We start from the raw sequence: 16,511 nt of genomic DNA, 5'->3' as shown, positions 1-16,511 counted from the left end.
CAAAAACTTTGGGAAGTGTGCTATAATCGTTCATATCAGTCATGCCCTTTCTAAACTTAGTTGGTTAAGAATAGAATAGCATGGCTGGTTTTATTTTGCATTAAAATCAACTAGCAATTCGGGTAATAGATTTGAAATTTTTAGAGGCGAGATGAAAAAAGTTGGCTAATCAACGGAATATTGGAATTTTATTAGGTGTTTTTTGTTATGTATTATGGGGTGGACTTGTCTATTATTGGCATTTATTGTCGAACGTCAACTCCATTGAGGTTTTTTCATATCGGATTGTGTTCACAATCTTGAGCATGTTGCTTTATTTTGTCATTACGGGAAAAACGCATAAACTCAACACTGAAATTAAAAGTTTGGTCAAAAATAAAAAAGCCTTGTCTTATGCAGTGGCTGCCAGTCTGTTTCTTGGCGTCAACTGGGTCGTTTTTATCTATGCCGTAACCATCAATCAAGCCACACAAGCCTCGATTGCTGGCTATATTATGCCATTAGTTTCTGTTTTCTTGGCAATTTTCTTTTTGCATGAACGTATCGATCGCTTTATGGTTGTGTCCATGCTTTTGGCCTTTATTGGTGTTGTTGTCATGGTTTCAGGAAGTGGTTCATTTCCTTTGTTGACAATTGTCATGTCGGTTTGTTTTCCCATTTATAGTTTATTGAAAAAATATTATCGCTTGTCGAGCGATGTAGCAATGGTTTTTGAAAGCATGGTGCTGTTGCCATTCATCTTGGTTTTCTTGCTCTTTTTTGCAAAACACGGCCTTTTTTCATATCCGCCAATGACCATTTTTTATCTGATTTTATCAGGGCCAGTAACGGCAATTCCATTGTTACTCTTTGCAGAAAGTATCAAACGTGCCCCTTTGAGCTTGATTGGCTTTATTCAATATCTTAATCCAACCATTTCGCTTGCGATTTCAGTCAGCTTACTTGGCGAAAGTTTAACAAAAGCCGACGCACACAGTTTGATTTTTATTTGTTTGAGCATTATTATCTTTGCAATCGGACAATTTTTACTCTTTAGAAAAAAGCAGATGACTTAATCGGCTTTTTTTTGATATAATAGAGGAAAGTCCCTTCCATGGGAAAACGACTACGAATCTAGAACAGAAAAGTTCAAAAATCAGAAAGAAATTCATGAAATTCACAGACTTTAACTTTAAAACTTACATCAATGAAACATTGGACGCAATCGGCTTTACAGAGCCAACAGAAGTTCAAGAAAAACTCATTCCTATTGTTCTCTCAGGACGTGATTTGGTTGGGGAATCTAAAACAGGTTCAGGAAAAACGCATACTTTCCTCTTGCCTATTTTCGAAAAATTGGACCTTACTAAAGATGAGGTGCAAGCAGTAATCACAGCGCCATCTCGTGAACTTGCCACTCAGATTTATCACGCTGCCCAAGAATTTACAAAATTTAACGCCGACATTCGTGTTTCCAATTTTGTTGGAGGAACGGATAAGGCACGTCAAATCAAAAAATTGGAACAAAACCAACCGCACATCGTTATTGGAACACCAGGACGTATTCATGATTTGATTGGTTCGGGTCACTTGATGGTGCATACTGCCTCAACTTTTGTTGTTGATGAAGCGGACATGACACTTGATATGGGATTCTTGGCTGATGTTGACCGGATTGCGTCAAGTTTTGGGAAACGCGTGCAAATGCTCGTCTTTTCAGCAACAATTCCTCAAAAATTGCAACCTTTCTTGAAGAAATACATGCATAATCCATTGATGGAAAAAATTGCCAACCACGCTGTCATTGCTGACACAATCGAAAACTGGCTCATCTCAACAAAAGGAGTCTCAAGAAATGACTTGCTTTTACGTTTGACAAAAATTATCAATCCTTACATGTGTATGATTTTTGCCAATACAAAAGGGCGTGTTGACGAAATTCATTCATTCTTGACAAGTAATGGACTCAAAGTAGCTAAAATTCATGGAGATGTGCCACCACGTGAACGTAAACGTGTGATGAACAGCATCAAAAATTTGGATTATCAATATGTCGTTGCGACAGATATTGCGGCGCGCGGTATTGATATTGAAGGTGTTAGCCACATCATCAATGACGAAATTCCAAAAGACTTGACTTTCTTTGTTCACCGTGTGGGACGTTCAGGCCGTAACGGATTGATTGGTACAGCCATTACTTTGTATGCGCCTAGCGATGATGCAGCCATTCGTGAAATCGAAAAGATGAATGTCAAATTTGAACCAAAAGCCATCAAAAATGGTGAAATCGTTGACTCTTATGACCGTGACCGTCGTGAAAATCGCTCTAAGAAACAAGATACATTGTCAACAACAACACTTGGTGCACTTGCGAAAGCTAAAAAACGCAAGCACGTTAAACCTGGCTACAAGCGTGCAATTAGATGGCAAGTTGAAGAAGAAAACAAAAAGAAACGTCGTGCTGAAAATACGAAGAATGCGCGTAAACAACGTGAAAACCGTAAACAAAAATTCTAATCAATGACAAAAGCACCTTCAAAATTGTCAGGGCTGACAAAAAAGAGAATATGGAAAGCCGTGATTGGCTTTCTTATCTTTATCTGCCTTTATTTAGCCGTTTGTTTTGGCTTGGTTTTGAGCAAAATTAACGACAGACCAACGAAACTTACGGGCTATCAGACGATTTTAGTTTTGGGCAGTCAAATCGACGGCAAAAATTTGGCCACGTCCTATCCTGCAGAAGTTACAAAAAATCGTCTGGATGCTGCGCTGATGCTGGCAAAGCATAATCCTCAAGCAAAAATAATTGTCAGTGGTTACAAAGGCCCAAACGAGAATGTTACTGAAGCAGCAGGGATGGCAAAATATTTAGAAGAAAATGGGCTTGCTCATAATAGAATTATTAAGGAAGCAAAAGCCAGAAATACAGCGGAAAATATTGCTAACTCAAAGGTTTATTTTCATGGAAAGACAATGCTTGTGACCAGTGATTTTCATTTGGCGCGTGGTTTGATTTTGGCGGACAAACAGCACTTGTCAGAGCTGACAGGATATGCTGCACCAACGACAGATCATTCGCTTGGCCGACTTACAGTCTATTATGTGCATGAGACTTTAGGAATCGCCAGAGCCTTGATTTTAGGACGATGAATTGTTATAATTGATATAGACCAATTCAGGATTGTTTGAAAGGAAAATGATGTTTCAACCCGAACAAATAAGTAAACTCAATGATTTAGAATCTTTAGTTTTTGACTTTATCATCAAAAGCCCAGAGAAGGTTCAACAAATGACCATTCGTGACTTGGCAAGTCAAGTTCATGTTTCGACTTCCACGATTGTTCGCTTGTGTACCAAGCTCGGTTTTGAAGGTTGGGCCGATTTGAAGTTTTATCTCAAAAGTCAATTTCGTGAAAAAACACCAGAAGAGCAGCATTACGATAACATGCTGGAGTTTGACATGTTCTTGCGACGTATGAACACTGATACCTATCAGAAACGGCTAAATGCAGCAGCCAAGTTGATTGCAGAAGCTGACTACACCGTTTTTCTGGGCATTGGAACCTCAGGTTCTTTGAGTGATTATGCCACAAAATATTTTGTCAACACGGGCTTGAGAAGCTTTGTCATCTCTGACCCTTTCCAAGCGGTGCAAGTCAAAGGCATGGGCCATATCGTAGCAATCATCTTGTCAGTTTCTGGCGAAACCAGTCAAGTCATCAATAAAGAACTTGAATTTAAGGCTGACGGAGCAAAAATAATCTCGATTACTAATAACGAAGATTCGACCGTGGCTAAATTAGCTGATTTACAGCTCTCTTATAATTTAGTCAATGAGTGGTCAAAACAATATCCTTTAGGAAATTTGACGACGCAACTCCCAGTTTTAGCGATTTTGGAAATTTTAGCGCATAAGGCGATTGATTTAACACTTGATGACCAAGATGAAAAAATTGCAGAATAAGAAAACGATTCGTTTGAATCGTTTTTTTGTTTTTTATTTGCGAAACAAGTTTCAATATTACGAAAAAAATTACAAAAATAAAAACTTTAAATAATGCAAAAGTATAGGAATATCAAGCATTCAAGAGATAATATAATAAATTAAAGCCATAAATTGTTACAAAAAATGTTACAATTCAGTCTTGTTTACGCTTGCAATTAGAAAATGAAAGCGATATAATAGATTTATAAAAAGGATACAGAAAGTTTCCAAAAACGAAAGAGGAATTATTTATATGGCTGAAAAAGTTATCGCACTTGCATGTGCTGCTGGTATGTCAACTTCATTATTGGTTTCAAAAATGCAGAAAGCTGCTGCTGAAAAAGGAAAAGATTACGAAATCTTTGCAAAATCTACTGCTGATATCGACAATATGCTCGCAGGCGTAGGTTCAGCTAAACCAGACGTTTTGCTTTTAGGCCCACAAGTTGCTTTCATGAAAGGTGAAGTTTCTAAGAAAGCTGCAGCTGCTGGCGTTCCTATGGACGTTATCAAAATGCAAGACTACGGCATGATGCGTGGAGACAAAGTCCTCGTTACTGCTGAAGCATTGATGGGTGAATAATTTAAAATATCGATAAAATGATAGAGGAGCGTAAAAGCTCCTTTGTTATATAAAAAAATATAAAATTTGTTTCAAGATTTGTAACAAATTTAGGAGGAAAAAATGAACGAAGAATATATGATGGTTGTCATGGGGATTATTATGCACGGCGGAAATGCTAAAGGACTTGCTTTCCAAGCAATTCAACAAGCAAAAGCTGGAGATTTTGAAGAAGCAGAAAAATCTTTGCAAGAAGCAAACATGGAACTCAAAGAAGCACATGATACTCAAACAGACATGTTGACTCGTGTTGCACAAGGAGAACAAATCGACATCAACTTGTACATGGTTCATGCGCAAGACCACTTGATGAACGCCATCACATTTAAAGATTTAGCCGTTGAAGTTGTTGGACAAGAAAAACGTATCCAAGCTTTGGAAAATAAATAAGAAGTGAAACTTTAAAAATTAAAAATGCTTGACCTCTAATCAAAAAATGAGGCAGCATTTTTTTCTTGTATCAGAATAAAAATGTCAATTTAATGAACATTAAATAATACTAAATGATATAATAAGGCTAGATAGAAAATAGAAGCAAAAGTAGCCCTACTTTTCTTTGTTATGTCCATAACAAAGACAGCTAATGGCTTTTTTCTCTAAATATCAAAGAAATGGTGAAGGAACATGAGTTATTTTGGCAATGTAGATTTTCAGAGTTTGACTTATACGGAAAAAGGGATTTATAACTATCTCAAAGATAATACCGATAAAATTCCATTTATGCACGTGCGTGATATTGCAACAGAGGCTCATGCGGGATCATCAAGTGTCATGCGATTGATTCACAAAATGGGCTTTGAGTCATTTAAAGATTTTAAAACTTATGTCAAAAAGCAGTCTGCATCTAAAGCCAATGCGCACAATTATTTCCAAGCCCTATCAGAAAACGATTTTCCTGACAGTTTAGAAGACACCATTGATGAAATCGCAAAGCAAATTCTCTTATCAGACAATCTTATTTTTACTGGTGTTGGTGCAAGTGGTTTAATTTGCGATTATGCCTCAAGACGTTTTGCAGGCATCGGCATTAACAGTTTTTCATTTTCAGATGTTACTTATCCCATTGCTTCAAAATTACGTAATACAGCTTATACTTTTGTTGTGGCCTTATCCATATCTGGTGAGACCAATGAAATCATAGAAGTTTTGAGTAGTTTACGTGCCAATAAGGACATTACTATTGCCTCGATTACCCCAAACAGGAAATCAACCATTGCTGACTTGAGTGATTATGTTTTGCCGTACTCTGTCGAAGAAAGACGCGTAGGCTTTCATTTTGACCTGACGAGTCAACTTCCAGCTGTTTTTCTGATCGAGAGCCTGACGGAAGCAGTTTTTCAACAATCAAAAGAAGAGGAAGCTTAATTCCTCTTTTTTATTACTTCTTTTTAATAATTGGTACAAATTGTGCCAAAAAAGGCACAGTACCAAAAAGAGCAAAATGCAATCGTTTTCTCATACTTCTCTTGAAATAGAGAAAATAATAAGATAGAATTAAGAATGTAAAGGTTTACAAAAGCTATGACTTCTTTTCCTGATCAGCTAAGAATTTTCAAATGACGTACGTTTCCTTATGGAATAAAGTTTGATGGCGTAGCGATTTTATTTTTTATTATTTTAAAGGAGCAGTAATAATGAACGATTTCATTCAAAACAAGATTATGCCTCCAATGATGAAATTCTTGGGTACAAGGCCAATGGTCGCTATCAAGAACGGAATGCTTTATCCCATTCCATTTATCATTATTGGTTCGGTTTTCCTCATTTTAGGTCAACTTCCTTGGCAAGCTGGTCAGGATTTCATGAATAAAATTCAACTTGGACCATTGTTCTTGCAAATTAACAATGCCTCATTTGGAATTATGGCTTTACTTGCTGTTTTCGGAATTGCTTATTCTTGGGTTGCTGATGCAGGATACGAAGGTGTGCCAGCTGGTTTAACAGCTATCATTGTTCACATTCTTCTTCAACCAGATACCATCAAACAAGTTACTTCAATCGCAGATCCAACTAAAATTTCAACAGCATATCAAGTTTCTGGTGTTATTGATCGGACTTGGCTTGGTGGTAAAGGAATGGTCCTTTCTATCATCGTTGGTCTTTTAGTCGGTTGGATTTATACGGCATTTATGCGTCGCAACATCACTATCAAAATGCCAGAACAAGTACCCGCTAACGTAGCTGCTTCATTTACAGCACTTGTTCCTGCAGCTGCAATCATCTCTCTTGCTGGTGTGGTTCACGGATTCTTCACAATCGGACTTCACGAAACATTCATCGAATGGGTGTATAAAGTGATTCAATCACCACTGCAACATGCAGTTGACGGCCCTGGCGGTGTTTTCCTTCTTGCATTCTTACCTGTATTTATTTGGTTCTTTGGTGCACATGGTGCAACAATCATCGGCGGAATCATGGGTCCATTGCTTCAAGCCAATGCGGCTGACAATGCTGCTTTGAATAAAGCACATGAATTAACTTTGAGTCATGGTGCCCATATCGTTACACAATCTTTCATGGACCAATTTATTACAGTTACAGGTTCAGGATTGACGATTGGTTTGGTTGTCTTCTTGCTCGTTGGTGCTAAATCAGTACAGATGAAGACTTTGGGTAAAATGGAAATTGGACCTGCCATCTTCAATATCAATGAACCCGTGCTCTTTGGCTTGCCAATCGTATTGAACCCAATCCTTGGTATTCCGTTCTTCCTTGCACCATTGTTCTCTGGTTTTGCAACTTACTATGCCATCTACTTTGGAATTATTCCACCATTCAATGGTGCCGTTATTCCTTGGACAACACCTGCATTGATTTCAGGCTTCCTCGTTGGAGGCTGGCAAGCCATGCTTTGGCAAGCACTCATGCTCGTTTGTACGATTTTCATTTACTGGCCATTCGCTAAGAAATACGACAATGTCTTGCTCGCAGAAGAAGCAGAAGCAGAAGCTTAATTTGAATTGAAAGGATAAGCTCAAGACAACTCTTGAGCTTATTTTATGAGATGATTACATGATTGATACTATCGGGATTATTGCGGCAGTGCTGACGACGAGTGCTTTTCTACCACAAGCAATCAGGACAATCAAAACCAGAGAAACGGAAAGTTTATCACTGACCATGTATTTACTGATGAGCGTTGGCAATCTGCTTTGGCTTGTTTATGGCATTTTGAGTGACAGTATTCCTGTTATTCTAGCCAATGCAATTACGGTTTGTTTTGTCGTCATCATTTTGATTTTTAAAATTATTGATATGGTCAATGAGAAAAAATAAGACTTGATTTAGCTTAATTTAATATAATAAAACAAGTTTTCATAAAAAAAAATAAGGAGAATAAAATGACGTTAAGAAAAGATTTTTTGTGGGGCGGTGCGGTTGCAGCACATCAACTTGAAGGTGGCTGGAACGCTGGCGGGAAAGGCACTTCTGTAGCTGACGTAATGACAGCGGGTGCCAACGGCGTTGAACGTCAAATCACTGACGGTGTCATTGAAGGCTTGAATTATCCAAATCATGAAGCCATTGATTTTTATCACCGTTATAAAGAAGATGTCAAATTATTTGAAGAATTGGGTGTCAACTGCTTCAGAACATCGATTGCTTGGACCCGTATTTTCCCAAATGGAGATGATGAACAGCCTAATGGAGCTGGACTTCAATTTTATGATGACTTGTTTGACGAATGTCTTGCACGCGGGATTGAGCCGGTTATTACCTTGTCGCATTTTGAAATGCCTTATCATCTGGTAACCGAATATGGCGGCTTTAGCAATCGTAAAGTCATTGATTTCTTCGTGAGATTTGCCGAAGTGGTGATGAACCGTTATAAAGATAAAGTTAAATATTGGATGACCTTTAACGAAATCAACAATCAAGCCAACTTCAATCGTGATTTTGCGCCATTTACCAATTCAGGATTGACTTTTACTGAAAATGACAATCGTGAAAAAGTAATGTATCAAGCAGCACATTATGAGTTGGTTGCGTCTGCGAAAGTTGTTGCCTTGGGACATCAAATCAATCCTGATTTTGAAATTGGTTGTATGATTGCCATGTGTCCAATTTATCCTGCGACTTGCAAGCCTGAGGATATGATGGCAGCAACGGTTGCCATGCAACGACGCTACTGGTTTGCAGATGTTCACGTTCGCGGTCATTATCCTGCATATTTGAAAGCTTATTTTGCTCGCCAGCAATTTGATTTGGATATTACAGATGAAGATTTGGAAGTATTAGGCAAAGGTTGCGTGGATTATATCGGCTTTTCATATTACATGAGTTTTGCCATCAAGGATCAAGCAGAGCAAACTGAAAAAGCACAGTTGCATGGTCTTGCTGACGACCATGGTTATGTGCGTGAATTGGGCGCTCCTGCCTTTGATTATCTGGAAGATAATGATTTGGTCAAAAATGACTATGTCAAAGCAAGCGAATGGGGCTGGCAGATTGATCCAATGGGCTTGCGTTGGTCACTTTCTTGGTTCTATGAACGTTATGAAAAACCATTGTTCATCGTTGAAAATGGCTTTGGTGCAGTCGATGAGATTGAAGATGGAAAAATTCATGACCAATATCGCATTGACTATTTAAAAGCACATATTGAGGCGATGAAAGACGCAGTCACTTACGAAGGCGTTGATTTGATGGGCTACACTCCATGGGGCTTCATTGACCTTGTTTCTGCTGGAACAGGCGAGATGAAAAAACGCTATGGCTTCATTTACGTTGACAAAGATAATGAAGGAAATGGAAGCTTGGAACGTAGCAAAAAAGACAGCTTTGACTGGTATCACCAAGTGATTAAGAGTAATGGCGAAATCTTGTAAGCTGTCAGTACTGACAAAAGTTAATTTTCGGATAAGGTTGGATTTAGGAGCAATTAAGTATCGATTGATATACTAAAGTCAATCCAAAATTTTTCATAAATACTTCCTAAAAAATAACGTTCATCATGAGCGTTATTTTTTTGTGATTAAAATAAAAAAACCGCTCAAGAGCGATTTTTACTGTTAAAATGAAGGCGACAGTCGGATTTTTTGATGTACTGTTATCAAGCTTTTAGCGGTATTTTGACCAAAAATTGACCAAAAACATTAAAAATCATTGAATATTTTTTGAACAACTTCATGATTTTTTGTTTCTAGAGCTTCGAGTTGGTGCGCATAAACAGCAAGTGTAATATTCAAATTTTCGTGCCCTAACAAATGAGAAATGGAAATTAAATCTACATCTTTGGAAATTAGGAAAGAAGCATAGGTGTGACGTAAGGAGTGTAAATGAATATTTCGTCCAACTAATTTTTTTAGTGTTTTATTGCATGCTGCGTGAGAGACTCCAAATATAATTCTGTCAAAATCATTATCAACCCAATATTTATCTTTATACTCCATTATAATATCCATTGTTTTTTTAGAAATTGGAACTTTTCTTTTTGATGCCTCACTCTTTGTTTCAGCCCAATCATTGGTTATGGAATAATTCCATGTCTTATTTATATTCAGCAGTCCATTATCCCAATCTACATCGCTCCATGTTAGCCCGAGGGCCTCTGCAAATCTCAAGCCTGTAACTGCTATTAGGTAACATGCGAAGTAACTTTTGTATTTTATATTTTCTTCAGTAATTTTTATCAGTTCTAAATACTCATCTTCTTCAAGAAATTTTTCATCCATAGGACGAGGTGCAACTTGGGATTTAGAAACAACAAATTCAGCAAAGTTCTCGTCTATTATACGTTCATGGACTGCAATCCTCATAGCTGACTTAATATGGAAGTGAAAATTATCCATAGTTTCTTGAGCGTACTTTTTTCCAAATTTATTTAAAACTTCTTGATAATATGTGGGAGTCATATCGGCAACTCGTTTATTTTTCATATATAAATTAATATGACGAAGTGTCTGTTCATATTTTTTCCAAGTTACTTCAGATATATAAGGCTTTTTATGAATGGTTGCCCAGTCTTTGAAGAAATCATACAAAAGAATGGATTTATCAGATAAGGGGGCTTTTGAGATTTTTATTTCCATTTCAGCAGCAACCTTACTTGCCTCTGATTTAGTTTTGAACCCTCCCTTAGATTTAATTTTATTCTTTCCGTTTTCGTCTTTATACGAAATCCTATACTCCCATCCGTTTGGTCTTTTTCTAAATGATGCCATATTTTCCCCCTCATTTCTTTAATTTATGATAAAATGAGTATAGTAAAAGCATAAGCTAATACTAACACTGTCAAACCACCCTCGACCGTCCAAAGTTAGGGTGGTTTTTTTATATTAATTTTTAATAGAACGTAGCTACAACAAGAGGAACCGTTATATTTCCTCCTAAGGTTGATTCATAACTGTATAATCCATATACGAGTCCATAGATTGTAATGATATCATCTTCAAGAAGACGGTGAGTGTCCCATATTGAGCTATCAATAGAGACCATATACACGTCATCATAACCATCAGATGTTGCTACACGAAGCGTTGCACCATCACCTTCTGAATTATCCATAGCTTGTATAACCTTACCTGTAATTTGAATTTTTTCTCCTGCATGATTATTACCATTTCTGGCCATTTCATCATACGCAATTTTAGGATAAGTTGCAGGATTTTTCTCATCTGCTTTTTTCTTTTCCTCAGCGGCTTTTTTTTCTGCTTCAGCTTTCTCTTCAGCAGCTTTTTTTTCTGCTTCAGCTTTAGCGATAGATGCATCAGTTGCTTCTTGTTCAGCTTTAGCCTTTTTTTCAGCCTCCGCTTTTTCTTTTTCTTCAGCTTCTAATTTAACTTTCGCTTCCGCCTCTGCCTTAATTCGAGCTTCTTTATCTTCCTTGGATTCTTTACTAGAAGCAGTTGAAATAGATCCATTACTTGAATTATTCGAGCTTGTAGTACCTATACCATAAGCGCTGAATAAAAAGACAATTATTCCGGCGATTAAAAGAGTGATTGGATTAATTGGTGTTTTTTTCTTAGCTGCATATTTCATAATTATAAAAACGATAGCGACAACAATAATGATCACACTTAACAAGAATCCAAAATAACTCGAAAAGTACGAAATTAAAGCAAGCACGATAGCTGCTAAAATTTTAAACCAGGTCGTTGCCCATAAGCTTTTAAATTTTTCCATAAAATACTTCCTACCTAGCTTTTAACGTGAATCAAGGATTGCACATATTTTTAAGTTAGTTCCATTCTGTGTTCAGCTATTATAAATTTCATCTCCTGCTCTGCAATGTCATAAAATTCTTGAACTGAAAGTCTAAATCTGTTTAAAAAACGTTCTGGAGTAAAATAAGCAACTTGATATTCAATCTCACTTAAATAATCTTCCGCTTTGTTTCTAATCATAAATCTATTTGCCTTAACTTCATTGATTATGTGTAATTGAGGTGAACTAAGTTTTGTGAGCAAAGTTCCTTCAATTACATGGCCACATTCATGAAGTACCACTAATTCAATGTCTTCAGAGCTCTCAAGAAAGCCATCAACAATTATAACCCCATTTTCTCCGAATTCATAGGCACTGGGAATATAAAACCCACCGCCATCTAGATGACAAGGAGAAAATTGTAATTTTACTCCTATTTCATCTAAAATTTCTTTATAATTCATAAATCTCCTGTCATGATTTAAATTATTCCGGCTTAGACTCCATGTAAGCCTTTATCATTGCTTTTATAACTTCTTTATCGTGTTCAGACATTGGTTTACCATCATAAGCCTCTGCTCCCCCAAGCATGCGGTCTACATCTTTTTCATTAAATGGTGAGTCTGTTAACCCAATTAAGTAGTCTGTCGAGGTTCCAAAATAAGTTGCTAATTTTTCAAGTGTAGCACCATTTGGAATGTTTTTCTTCCATCGATAAGTTGTATTTTGAGAAAGACCAAATCTTTCTTCGAATTCGCTAATAGTCATTTTCCTTTTATCTAAAAGAAATTTAACGCGGTCGTAAACAGTCATTTATGTACCTCCAAAAAGATACAAGAAAATATTTAATGTTTTTTAATAATAATCTCTTGACTTTATTAAAAAACATTAGTATAATAAGTCTTGTAGAAATGAGTTAAGATTTTAGTTAACAAAAGCACCCTACGAAAATCTTTAAACAGAGCCGCCAAGCAAGTTTATCAAGTATTTTTTAAGGCTTTTAACTATGCTTTCATTTTAATGTTTTTTAATAAAAATGTCAAGCATAATTACAAAAATAATTAATTTAAAACTTAATTCGTTTCTTAATTAGAAATAATCAGAGAACAAACACAGCATTTGACCGAGTAATTCGTAACGTTTCGGGCTTGTGCAGAGTGTGGGTACGTTGCGTAAACCCCGCGACAAGTATCTGTTGAAATTAATAAGCCTACGGGCAGAAAGGAGAATTATGCCACAATCAAGCATTGCAGGTAAATTAATTCTTGAGTGGTTAGATTTAACAGGAATTAGACAAGAAACGCTTGCGAGCGAATATCAAATGAGTAAAGAGGCTTTTAATCTTATGCTTCACAATTCAAGCCCAGGTCACAAGCATAGCTTAATGATGTCTGTGATTATGAACGACAAAAGAATTACTCGTGATAAGTTAGATGAACTTCGGAAAAGCAAGGAGCAAGCATATGACAAGGAAACGAAACAGCGATGACCTATATCCTTTGAATATGTATCGTAAGGAAGTAGCAGAACTGATTGGAGTTAGTGAGAATTGGTTTAAAGATAACGTAGCATCTATTGCTAGTTTCCCAAAAGTATATGTGGGAAGCGAAGAACGTTATCCAAGAGACCCAGTCATTGAGTGGTGGTCTCATAATTGGGATTTATTCTCAAAAAATAGAAAGTAGGAAAAACAAAATGAACGAATTACAAAACTTTAGTTTTGAACATTTACAAGTGCGAACAGTACTAATTGAAAAAGAGCCTTGGTTTGTTGCAAAAGATGTTGCTGATATTCTTGAGTATTCAGATACGCAAGCAATGACTAGACGATTGGATAAAGAAGATATCATGACCGACAAATTGTCGGGTATGAATATGAAGTCAACTCTAATCAATGAAAGCGGACTTTACGAAGCAATCATTGGAAGTAAGAAAAAGGAAACTAAACCATTTAAACGCTGGATCACTCATGAAGTCCTTCCAACAATCCGCAAGCATGGAGCTTATATGACAAGCGAGGTTATCGAAAAGACACTAACTAGTCCAGACTTCATCATTCAACTTGCTACACAGCTTAAAGACGAGCAACAAGCACGGCTGGAACTTGAAAAAGAAAACAGTCAGCTTAATATCGAACTTGCTGAAGCAACTGAACGCACTCGCTACCTTGATTTGATTTTTGAAAGCAAAGATGATGTGTTGATCACTCAAATTGCTCAAGATTATGGAATGGGCGCACCAACGTTTAACAAGTTACTTTCAAGCCTACGCATTCAACGCAAAGTAAACAGTCAATGGATTTTGTACAGCAAGTACCAAGCTAAAGGATTTATCAAGAGCCGTACTCATTCATTTACTGATAAAAGTGGCCACGTTCGTACTAACATTACTACGACATGGACACAGAAGGGCCGAGAATTCCTTTACCGCAAACTAAAAACAGCTGGCTATTTACCAGTCGTTGAAATCGAAGATGTTGCCTAACCAGCTGGAACTATTTTAAGGAGAGAGAAATGATACATCATTATATCACTAACTATGGATTAGAAAAATATGATGGAACAATCGAAAATATTGTTGAGTCTTGGATTCAAATAAATATTTTCAAATGGTGCTTTTGTATATCAAAAAGACGCATCACACTAGATGCGCCCTGGGTAGATATTGATGGGGTAGAAGAAAAGATAGACTTTTCAAAGTTTAAAGAACTAATTATTGAAACAGAAGAAAAAAATCCTAAAACCATTGCTAAGATCACTGCGGGAACAGTTGAACCAGAACGAGGTTATAGGATTAGGATTAAGCCAAAAAGTAATTGTTAACCTTTTGGAGGGAAGGGGTCGTTGCCATAACTATTTCGTTCACGGATTTGACCATTACGACCATGTATAAACATTTCAGATTGTTGATTTTGAGAAATACTGATTGCTTTATTAATGGCTTCCGCTTGGGTTTTAAAGTTTGAGGTAGCTTTTGAGTTACCAGCCCCTTTAACATTCCATCCGCCATTACCATCTGGGACGACATGTTGATTTTTACCTGGCATAAAACTCTCCTTTCATTAATTTTTGGAAGTCAGGAGGATGTTAGTTGGTATTAACAATTTTAACCTGAATTTCATTAACTATATTATACTGCTAAGAACAGTTTTAGTCAACATAAAATGCTATATATTGTGTTTGAATATATAAAAAATAAGAAAGGAATACTAAATGTTGTGGTCGACGATAAAATCGAAACTTATTGAAAAAAATATGACCGAGTATGAACTTGGGAAAATTACAGGACTTGGTGCTCAACAAATTTATCAAATAAAAAAAAGAAATTCTGAAAACCCACGTTGGCTAACTATGGTCAAAATCGCGGATGCATTAGACATCAGCTTAGATGAATTCAGATAGAAAAGGAAACAAAGTAAAATGATGAACCAATACACGACGACAACTGGAAAAGTCGTCACAGAGTACCCTGATATGAAGCTTTGAATTGTTTCAAATGGTAAAAGAGACCATAAGTTTCTTAGCTTCGTATCATTTATGCGGTACATGACGAAATAAAAAAGACTCGCCACGAAGGCGAGTCCAGGTGTAGGTCTTTGAGAGTCCTATGGTTATTATACCATAAGTCAATAAAAAAAGTCCTGTTGCAACAGGACGATTACTTTAGACGCAAATTCTAAAGAGAATAACTCATTATACCACAACCTGAACGAATTAGAAAGGGGCAACTGAATATGTACAGAATAGTTGACCCCGAGACAGGCGAAATCTACATGGATTTCAAGACGAAGAATAGAAGGGCAGTTCTTAGAATTGCCCACAGGCTACAAGCAGTAGTCAGGTAAAAATGGTTAGTAAAGTTGAAGAAAATTTTACAAAAAAAGAATGAAAAGAGGTAATAGATGTTAAAAAATAACTTTTGGGTCTTAATGGCTGAAAGAAGTACAAAAATATCGGTAGTTTCAAAAGAAACGGGATTATCTAGAACAACTCTAACATCTCTTAAATACAATCGAGCGACTAGAATTGATTTCAATACATTAGAAATTTTATGCAAATATCTAGGAATTACTCCTGGAGAATTCTTTGATTACAAACAGCAGTCTGATGAAAACAAATAAAAAAGCCCTGCGGAAACAGGACTTCAGAAAAATATCTAAGGAGATTATATCATGATTAGTTCTCCATATCAAGCACTTATCAAGAAAATAATGGAGGAAAAGGGGATTGATTGGGACGAAGCAGTTGAATATTTTAACGAGGTGGATTAAATGAACAAAATTGACAAAATGAGAATTTATTTTAAAGAGCATCAGAATGTTAGCCAAAAAGAAGCAGCTAACGAGCTTGAAAAGCAAGGTATCTCAATGGGAACAATTAAAACCTACGCTATGCGAGATGTAAGGTCTGGACGAGCTCAAAAAATTTACCTGAATAATGAAAAGAATGAATGGACTCTGGATTATTCAAAATTTTATGAGGACGCAGATCTACAAGATGAGTTAGAAGAATGGAAAAAAGAAATCCAAATGAAGCTTATCGAACAGTTAGTTCAAGCTAATGAAAAAGAAACTGATAGTGAAAAAATCAGAATGAATGCAAAAACGATTTCTCAATTATTAAAAGAGGTGCGGTAAATGAACGACTTAATTATTAAATTTTGCACTAATACAAACAACGATGCACTCTTTTCTCGAGTGAGAGAAGGAACATTCAAAATGGAACAAAAGAACAACCACATTGACTATTACGGCAACACATATGGAGATGTATTCGT

The 16,511-nt window shown here is 36.5% G+C and carries 21 protein-coding genes; 16 read left to right on the top strand and 5 right to left on the bottom strand.

The window, feature by feature from the left end:
* Nucleotides 1–161 precede the first annotated feature (161 nt).
* The 10 genes from rarD (at nt 162) to GHI45_RS10220 (ending at nt 9,415) form a co-directional block, all read left to right on the top strand.
* On the top strand, nt 162–1,055 hold the full coding sequence (gene rarD / locus GHI45_RS10265; RefSeq protein ID WP_147780697.1) for an EamA family transporter RarD: 894 nt from the start codon (nt 162–164) through the stop codon (nt 1,053–1,055).
* Between the two features lie 94 nt (nt 1,056–1,149).
* Complete coding sequence (locus GHI45_RS10260) at nt 1,150–2,496, top strand: DEAD/DEAH box helicase (RefSeq protein ID WP_147780696.1); 1,347 nt, start codon at nt 1,150–1,152, stop codon at nt 2,494–2,496.
* A gap of 3 nt (nt 2,497–2,499) precedes the next feature.
* Nucleotides 2,500–3,129, top strand: coding sequence for a YdcF family protein (locus tag GHI45_RS10255; protein ID WP_147780695.1), 630 nt, complete (start codon nt 2,500–2,502; stop codon nt 3,127–3,129).
* Nucleotides 3,130–3,175: 46 nt separating this feature from the next.
* On the top strand, nt 3,176–3,943 hold the full coding sequence (locus GHI45_RS10250; protein WP_147780694.1) for a MurR/RpiR family transcriptional regulator: 768 nt from the start codon (nt 3,176–3,178) through the stop codon (nt 3,941–3,943).
* Between the two features lie 274 nt (nt 3,944–4,217).
* Nucleotides 4,218–4,547 carry a PTS sugar transporter subunit IIB gene (locus GHI45_RS10245; protein WP_147780693.1) on the top strand — a complete coding sequence of 110 codons (330 nt, stop codon included), beginning with the start codon at nt 4,218–4,220 and terminating at the stop codon, nt 4,545–4,547.
* Between the two features lie 102 nt (nt 4,548–4,649).
* The gene (locus tag GHI45_RS10240) at nt 4,650–4,976 is read left to right on the top strand and encodes a PTS lactose/cellobiose transporter subunit IIA (protein WP_147780692.1); all 327 of its coding nucleotides are present in this window, start codon (nt 4,650–4,652) and stop codon (nt 4,974–4,976) included.
* Between the two features lie 234 nt (nt 4,977–5,210).
* Nucleotides 5,211–5,951: a MurR/RpiR family transcriptional regulator gene (locus GHI45_RS10235; protein WP_147780691.1), complete on the top strand. Its 741-nt coding sequence runs from the start codon at nt 5,211–5,213 to the stop codon at nt 5,949–5,951.
* Nucleotides 5,952–6,220: 269 nt separating this feature from the next.
* On the top strand, nt 6,221–7,540 hold the full coding sequence (locus GHI45_RS10230) for a PTS sugar transporter subunit IIC (protein ID WP_147780690.1): 1,320 nt from the start codon (nt 6,221–6,223) through the stop codon (nt 7,538–7,540).
* 58 nt (nt 7,541–7,598) lie between these two features.
* The gene (locus GHI45_RS10225) at nt 7,599–7,862 is read left to right on the top strand and encodes a SemiSWEET transporter (protein ID WP_147780689.1); all 264 of its coding nucleotides are present in this window, start codon (nt 7,599–7,601) and stop codon (nt 7,860–7,862) included.
* Between the two features lie 65 nt (nt 7,863–7,927).
* Nucleotides 7,928–9,415, top strand: coding sequence for a 6-phospho-beta-glucosidase (locus GHI45_RS10220; protein WP_147780688.1), 1,488 nt, complete (start codon nt 7,928–7,930; stop codon nt 9,413–9,415).
* A gap of 267 nt (nt 9,416–9,682) precedes the next feature.
* Here the strand turns inward: GHI45_RS10220 and GHI45_RS10215 are convergent, their stop codons facing one another.
* From GHI45_RS10215 to GHI45_RS10200, 4 genes are all read right to left on the bottom strand, one after another.
* On the bottom strand, nt 9,683–10,750 hold the full coding sequence (locus tag GHI45_RS10215) for a tyrosine-type recombinase/integrase (RefSeq protein WP_147780687.1): 1,068 nt from the start codon (nt 10,748–10,750) through the stop codon (nt 9,683–9,685).
* A gap of 121 nt (nt 10,751–10,871) precedes the next feature.
* Nucleotides 10,872–11,714, bottom strand: a complete 843-nt coding sequence (locus tag GHI45_RS10210; protein WP_147780686.1) for a hypothetical protein — start codon at nt 11,712–11,714, stop codon at nt 10,872–10,874.
* A 50-nt stretch (nt 11,715–11,764) separates the two neighbouring features.
* Nucleotides 11,765–12,199, bottom strand: a complete 435-nt coding sequence (locus GHI45_RS10205) for a hypothetical protein (protein WP_147780685.1) — start codon at nt 12,197–12,199, stop codon at nt 11,765–11,767.
* A 22-nt stretch (nt 12,200–12,221) separates the two neighbouring features.
* On the bottom strand, nt 12,222–12,548 hold the full coding sequence (locus GHI45_RS10200; RefSeq protein ID WP_147780684.1) for a helix-turn-helix domain-containing protein: 327 nt from the start codon (nt 12,546–12,548) through the stop codon (nt 12,222–12,224).
* Nucleotides 12,549–12,966: 418 nt separating this feature from the next.
* Between GHI45_RS10200 and GHI45_RS10195 the strand changes: the two genes are divergently transcribed.
* The 3 genes from GHI45_RS10195 to GHI45_RS10185 all read left to right on the top strand — a co-directional run bounded on the left by GHI45_RS10195 (nt 12,967) and on the right by GHI45_RS10185 (nt 14,557).
* The gene (locus tag GHI45_RS10195) at nt 12,967–13,224 is read left to right on the top strand and encodes a hypothetical protein (RefSeq protein ID WP_147780683.1); all 258 of its coding nucleotides are present in this window, start codon (nt 12,967–12,969) and stop codon (nt 13,222–13,224) included.
* A gap of 206 nt (nt 13,225–13,430) precedes the next feature.
* Nucleotides 13,431–14,219: a phage antirepressor gene (locus GHI45_RS10190; protein ID WP_147780682.1), complete on the top strand. Its 789-nt coding sequence runs from the start codon at nt 13,431–13,433 to the stop codon at nt 14,217–14,219.
* A gap of 29 nt (nt 14,220–14,248) precedes the next feature.
* Entirely contained in the window at nt 14,249–14,557 is a 309-nt protein-coding gene (locus GHI45_RS10185; protein ID WP_147780681.1) for a hypothetical protein, read from the top strand.
* Here GHI45_RS10185 and GHI45_RS10180 read toward each other — a convergent pair.
* A complete protein-coding gene (locus tag GHI45_RS10180; RefSeq protein ID WP_147780680.1) occupies nt 14,554–14,781 on the bottom strand; it encodes a DUF2188 domain-containing protein in 228 nt (75 codons plus the stop codon). The two genes, GHI45_RS10185 and GHI45_RS10180, sit on opposite strands and share 4 nt — an antisense overlap.
* A 166-nt stretch (nt 14,782–14,947) precedes the next feature.
* Here GHI45_RS10180 and GHI45_RS10175 point away from each other — a divergent pair, with 166 nt between their 5' ends.
* The 3 genes from GHI45_RS10175 (at nt 14,948) to GHI45_RS10165 (ending at nt 16,371) form a co-directional block, all read left to right on the top strand.
* The gene (locus GHI45_RS10175; RefSeq protein WP_147780679.1) at nt 14,948–15,136 is read left to right on the top strand and encodes a helix-turn-helix transcriptional regulator; all 189 of its coding nucleotides are present in this window, start codon (nt 14,948–14,950) and stop codon (nt 15,134–15,136) included.
* Between the two features lie 500 nt (nt 15,137–15,636).
* Complete coding sequence (locus GHI45_RS10170) at nt 15,637–15,855, top strand: helix-turn-helix transcriptional regulator (RefSeq protein ID WP_147780678.1); 219 nt, start codon at nt 15,637–15,639, stop codon at nt 15,853–15,855.
* Between the two features lie 150 nt (nt 15,856–16,005).
* Nucleotides 16,006–16,371 carry a hypothetical protein gene (locus tag GHI45_RS10165; RefSeq protein ID WP_147780677.1) on the top strand — a complete coding sequence of 122 codons (366 nt, stop codon included), beginning with the start codon at nt 16,006–16,008 and terminating at the stop codon, nt 16,369–16,371.
* The last annotated feature ends 140 nt before the right edge of the window (nt 16,372–16,511 follow it).

Origin of the sequence: Lactococcus sp. dk101, assembly GCF_009601055.1 — a bacterium.
GTDB lineage: Bacteria > Bacillota > Bacilli > Lactobacillales > Streptococcaceae > Lactococcus.
The sequence above is the reverse complement of the archived record's forward strand: the minus strand, read 5'-3'. Positions and strand labels throughout refer to the sequence as shown.

What these genes read in the sequence shown, in the direction of transcription:
- GHI45_RS10260 (WP_147780696.1), top strand. Translation starts at nt 1,150, where the DNA reads ATGAAATTCACAGACTTTAACTTTAAAACTTACATCAATGAAACATTG.
- GHI45_RS10255 (WP_147780695.1), top strand. Translation starts at nt 2,500, where the DNA reads ATGACAAAAGCACCTTCAAAATTGTCAGGGCTGACAAAAAAGAGAATA.
- GHI45_RS10250 (WP_147780694.1), top strand. Translation starts at nt 3,176, where the DNA reads ATGATGTTTCAACCCGAACAAATAAGTAAACTCAATGATTTAGAATCT.
- GHI45_RS10245 (WP_147780693.1), top strand. Translation starts at nt 4,218, where the DNA reads ATGGCTGAAAAAGTTATCGCACTTGCATGTGCTGCTGGTATGTCAACT.
- GHI45_RS10240 (WP_147780692.1), top strand. Translation starts at nt 4,650, where the DNA reads ATGAACGAAGAATATATGATGGTTGTCATGGGGATTATTATGCACGGC.
- GHI45_RS10235 (WP_147780691.1), top strand. Translation starts at nt 5,211, where the DNA reads ATGAGTTATTTTGGCAATGTAGATTTTCAGAGTTTGACTTATACGGAA.
- GHI45_RS10230 (WP_147780690.1), top strand. Translation starts at nt 6,221, where the DNA reads ATGAACGATTTCATTCAAAACAAGATTATGCCTCCAATGATGAAATTC.
- GHI45_RS10225 (WP_147780689.1), top strand. Translation starts at nt 7,599, where the DNA reads ATGATTGATACTATCGGGATTATTGCGGCAGTGCTGACGACGAGTGCT.
- GHI45_RS10220 (WP_147780688.1), top strand. Translation starts at nt 7,928, where the DNA reads ATGACGTTAAGAAAAGATTTTTTGTGGGGCGGTGCGGTTGCAGCACAT.
- GHI45_RS10215 (WP_147780687.1), bottom strand. Translation starts at nt 10,750, where the DNA reads ATGGCATCATTTAGAAAAAGACCAAACGGATGGGAGTATAGGATTTCG.
- GHI45_RS10210 (WP_147780686.1), bottom strand. Translation starts at nt 11,714, where the DNA reads ATGGAAAAATTTAAAAGCTTATGGGCAACGACCTGGTTTAAAATTTTA.
- GHI45_RS10205 (WP_147780685.1), bottom strand. Translation starts at nt 12,199, where the DNA reads ATGAATTATAAAGAAATTTTAGATGAAATAGGAGTAAAATTACAATTT.
- GHI45_RS10200 (WP_147780684.1), bottom strand. Translation starts at nt 12,548, where the DNA reads ATGACTGTTTACGACCGCGTTAAATTTCTTTTAGATAAAAGGAAAATG.
- GHI45_RS10195 (WP_147780683.1), top strand. Translation starts at nt 12,967, where the DNA reads ATGCCACAATCAAGCATTGCAGGTAAATTAATTCTTGAGTGGTTAGAT.
- GHI45_RS10190 (WP_147780682.1), top strand. Translation starts at nt 13,431, where the DNA reads ATGAACGAATTACAAAACTTTAGTTTTGAACATTTACAAGTGCGAACA.
- GHI45_RS10185 (WP_147780681.1), top strand. Translation starts at nt 14,249, where the DNA reads ATGATACATCATTATATCACTAACTATGGATTAGAAAAATATGATGGA.
- GHI45_RS10180 (WP_147780680.1), bottom strand. Translation starts at nt 14,781, where the DNA reads ATGCCAGGTAAAAATCAACATGTCGTCCCAGATGGTAATGGCGGATGG.
- GHI45_RS10175 (WP_147780679.1), top strand. Translation starts at nt 14,948, where the DNA reads ATGTTGTGGTCGACGATAAAATCGAAACTTATTGAAAAAAATATGACC.
- GHI45_RS10170 (WP_147780678.1), top strand. Translation starts at nt 15,637, where the DNA reads ATGTTAAAAAATAACTTTTGGGTCTTAATGGCTGAAAGAAGTACAAAA.
- GHI45_RS10165 (WP_147780677.1), top strand. Translation starts at nt 16,006, where the DNA reads ATGAACAAAATTGACAAAATGAGAATTTATTTTAAAGAGCATCAGAAT.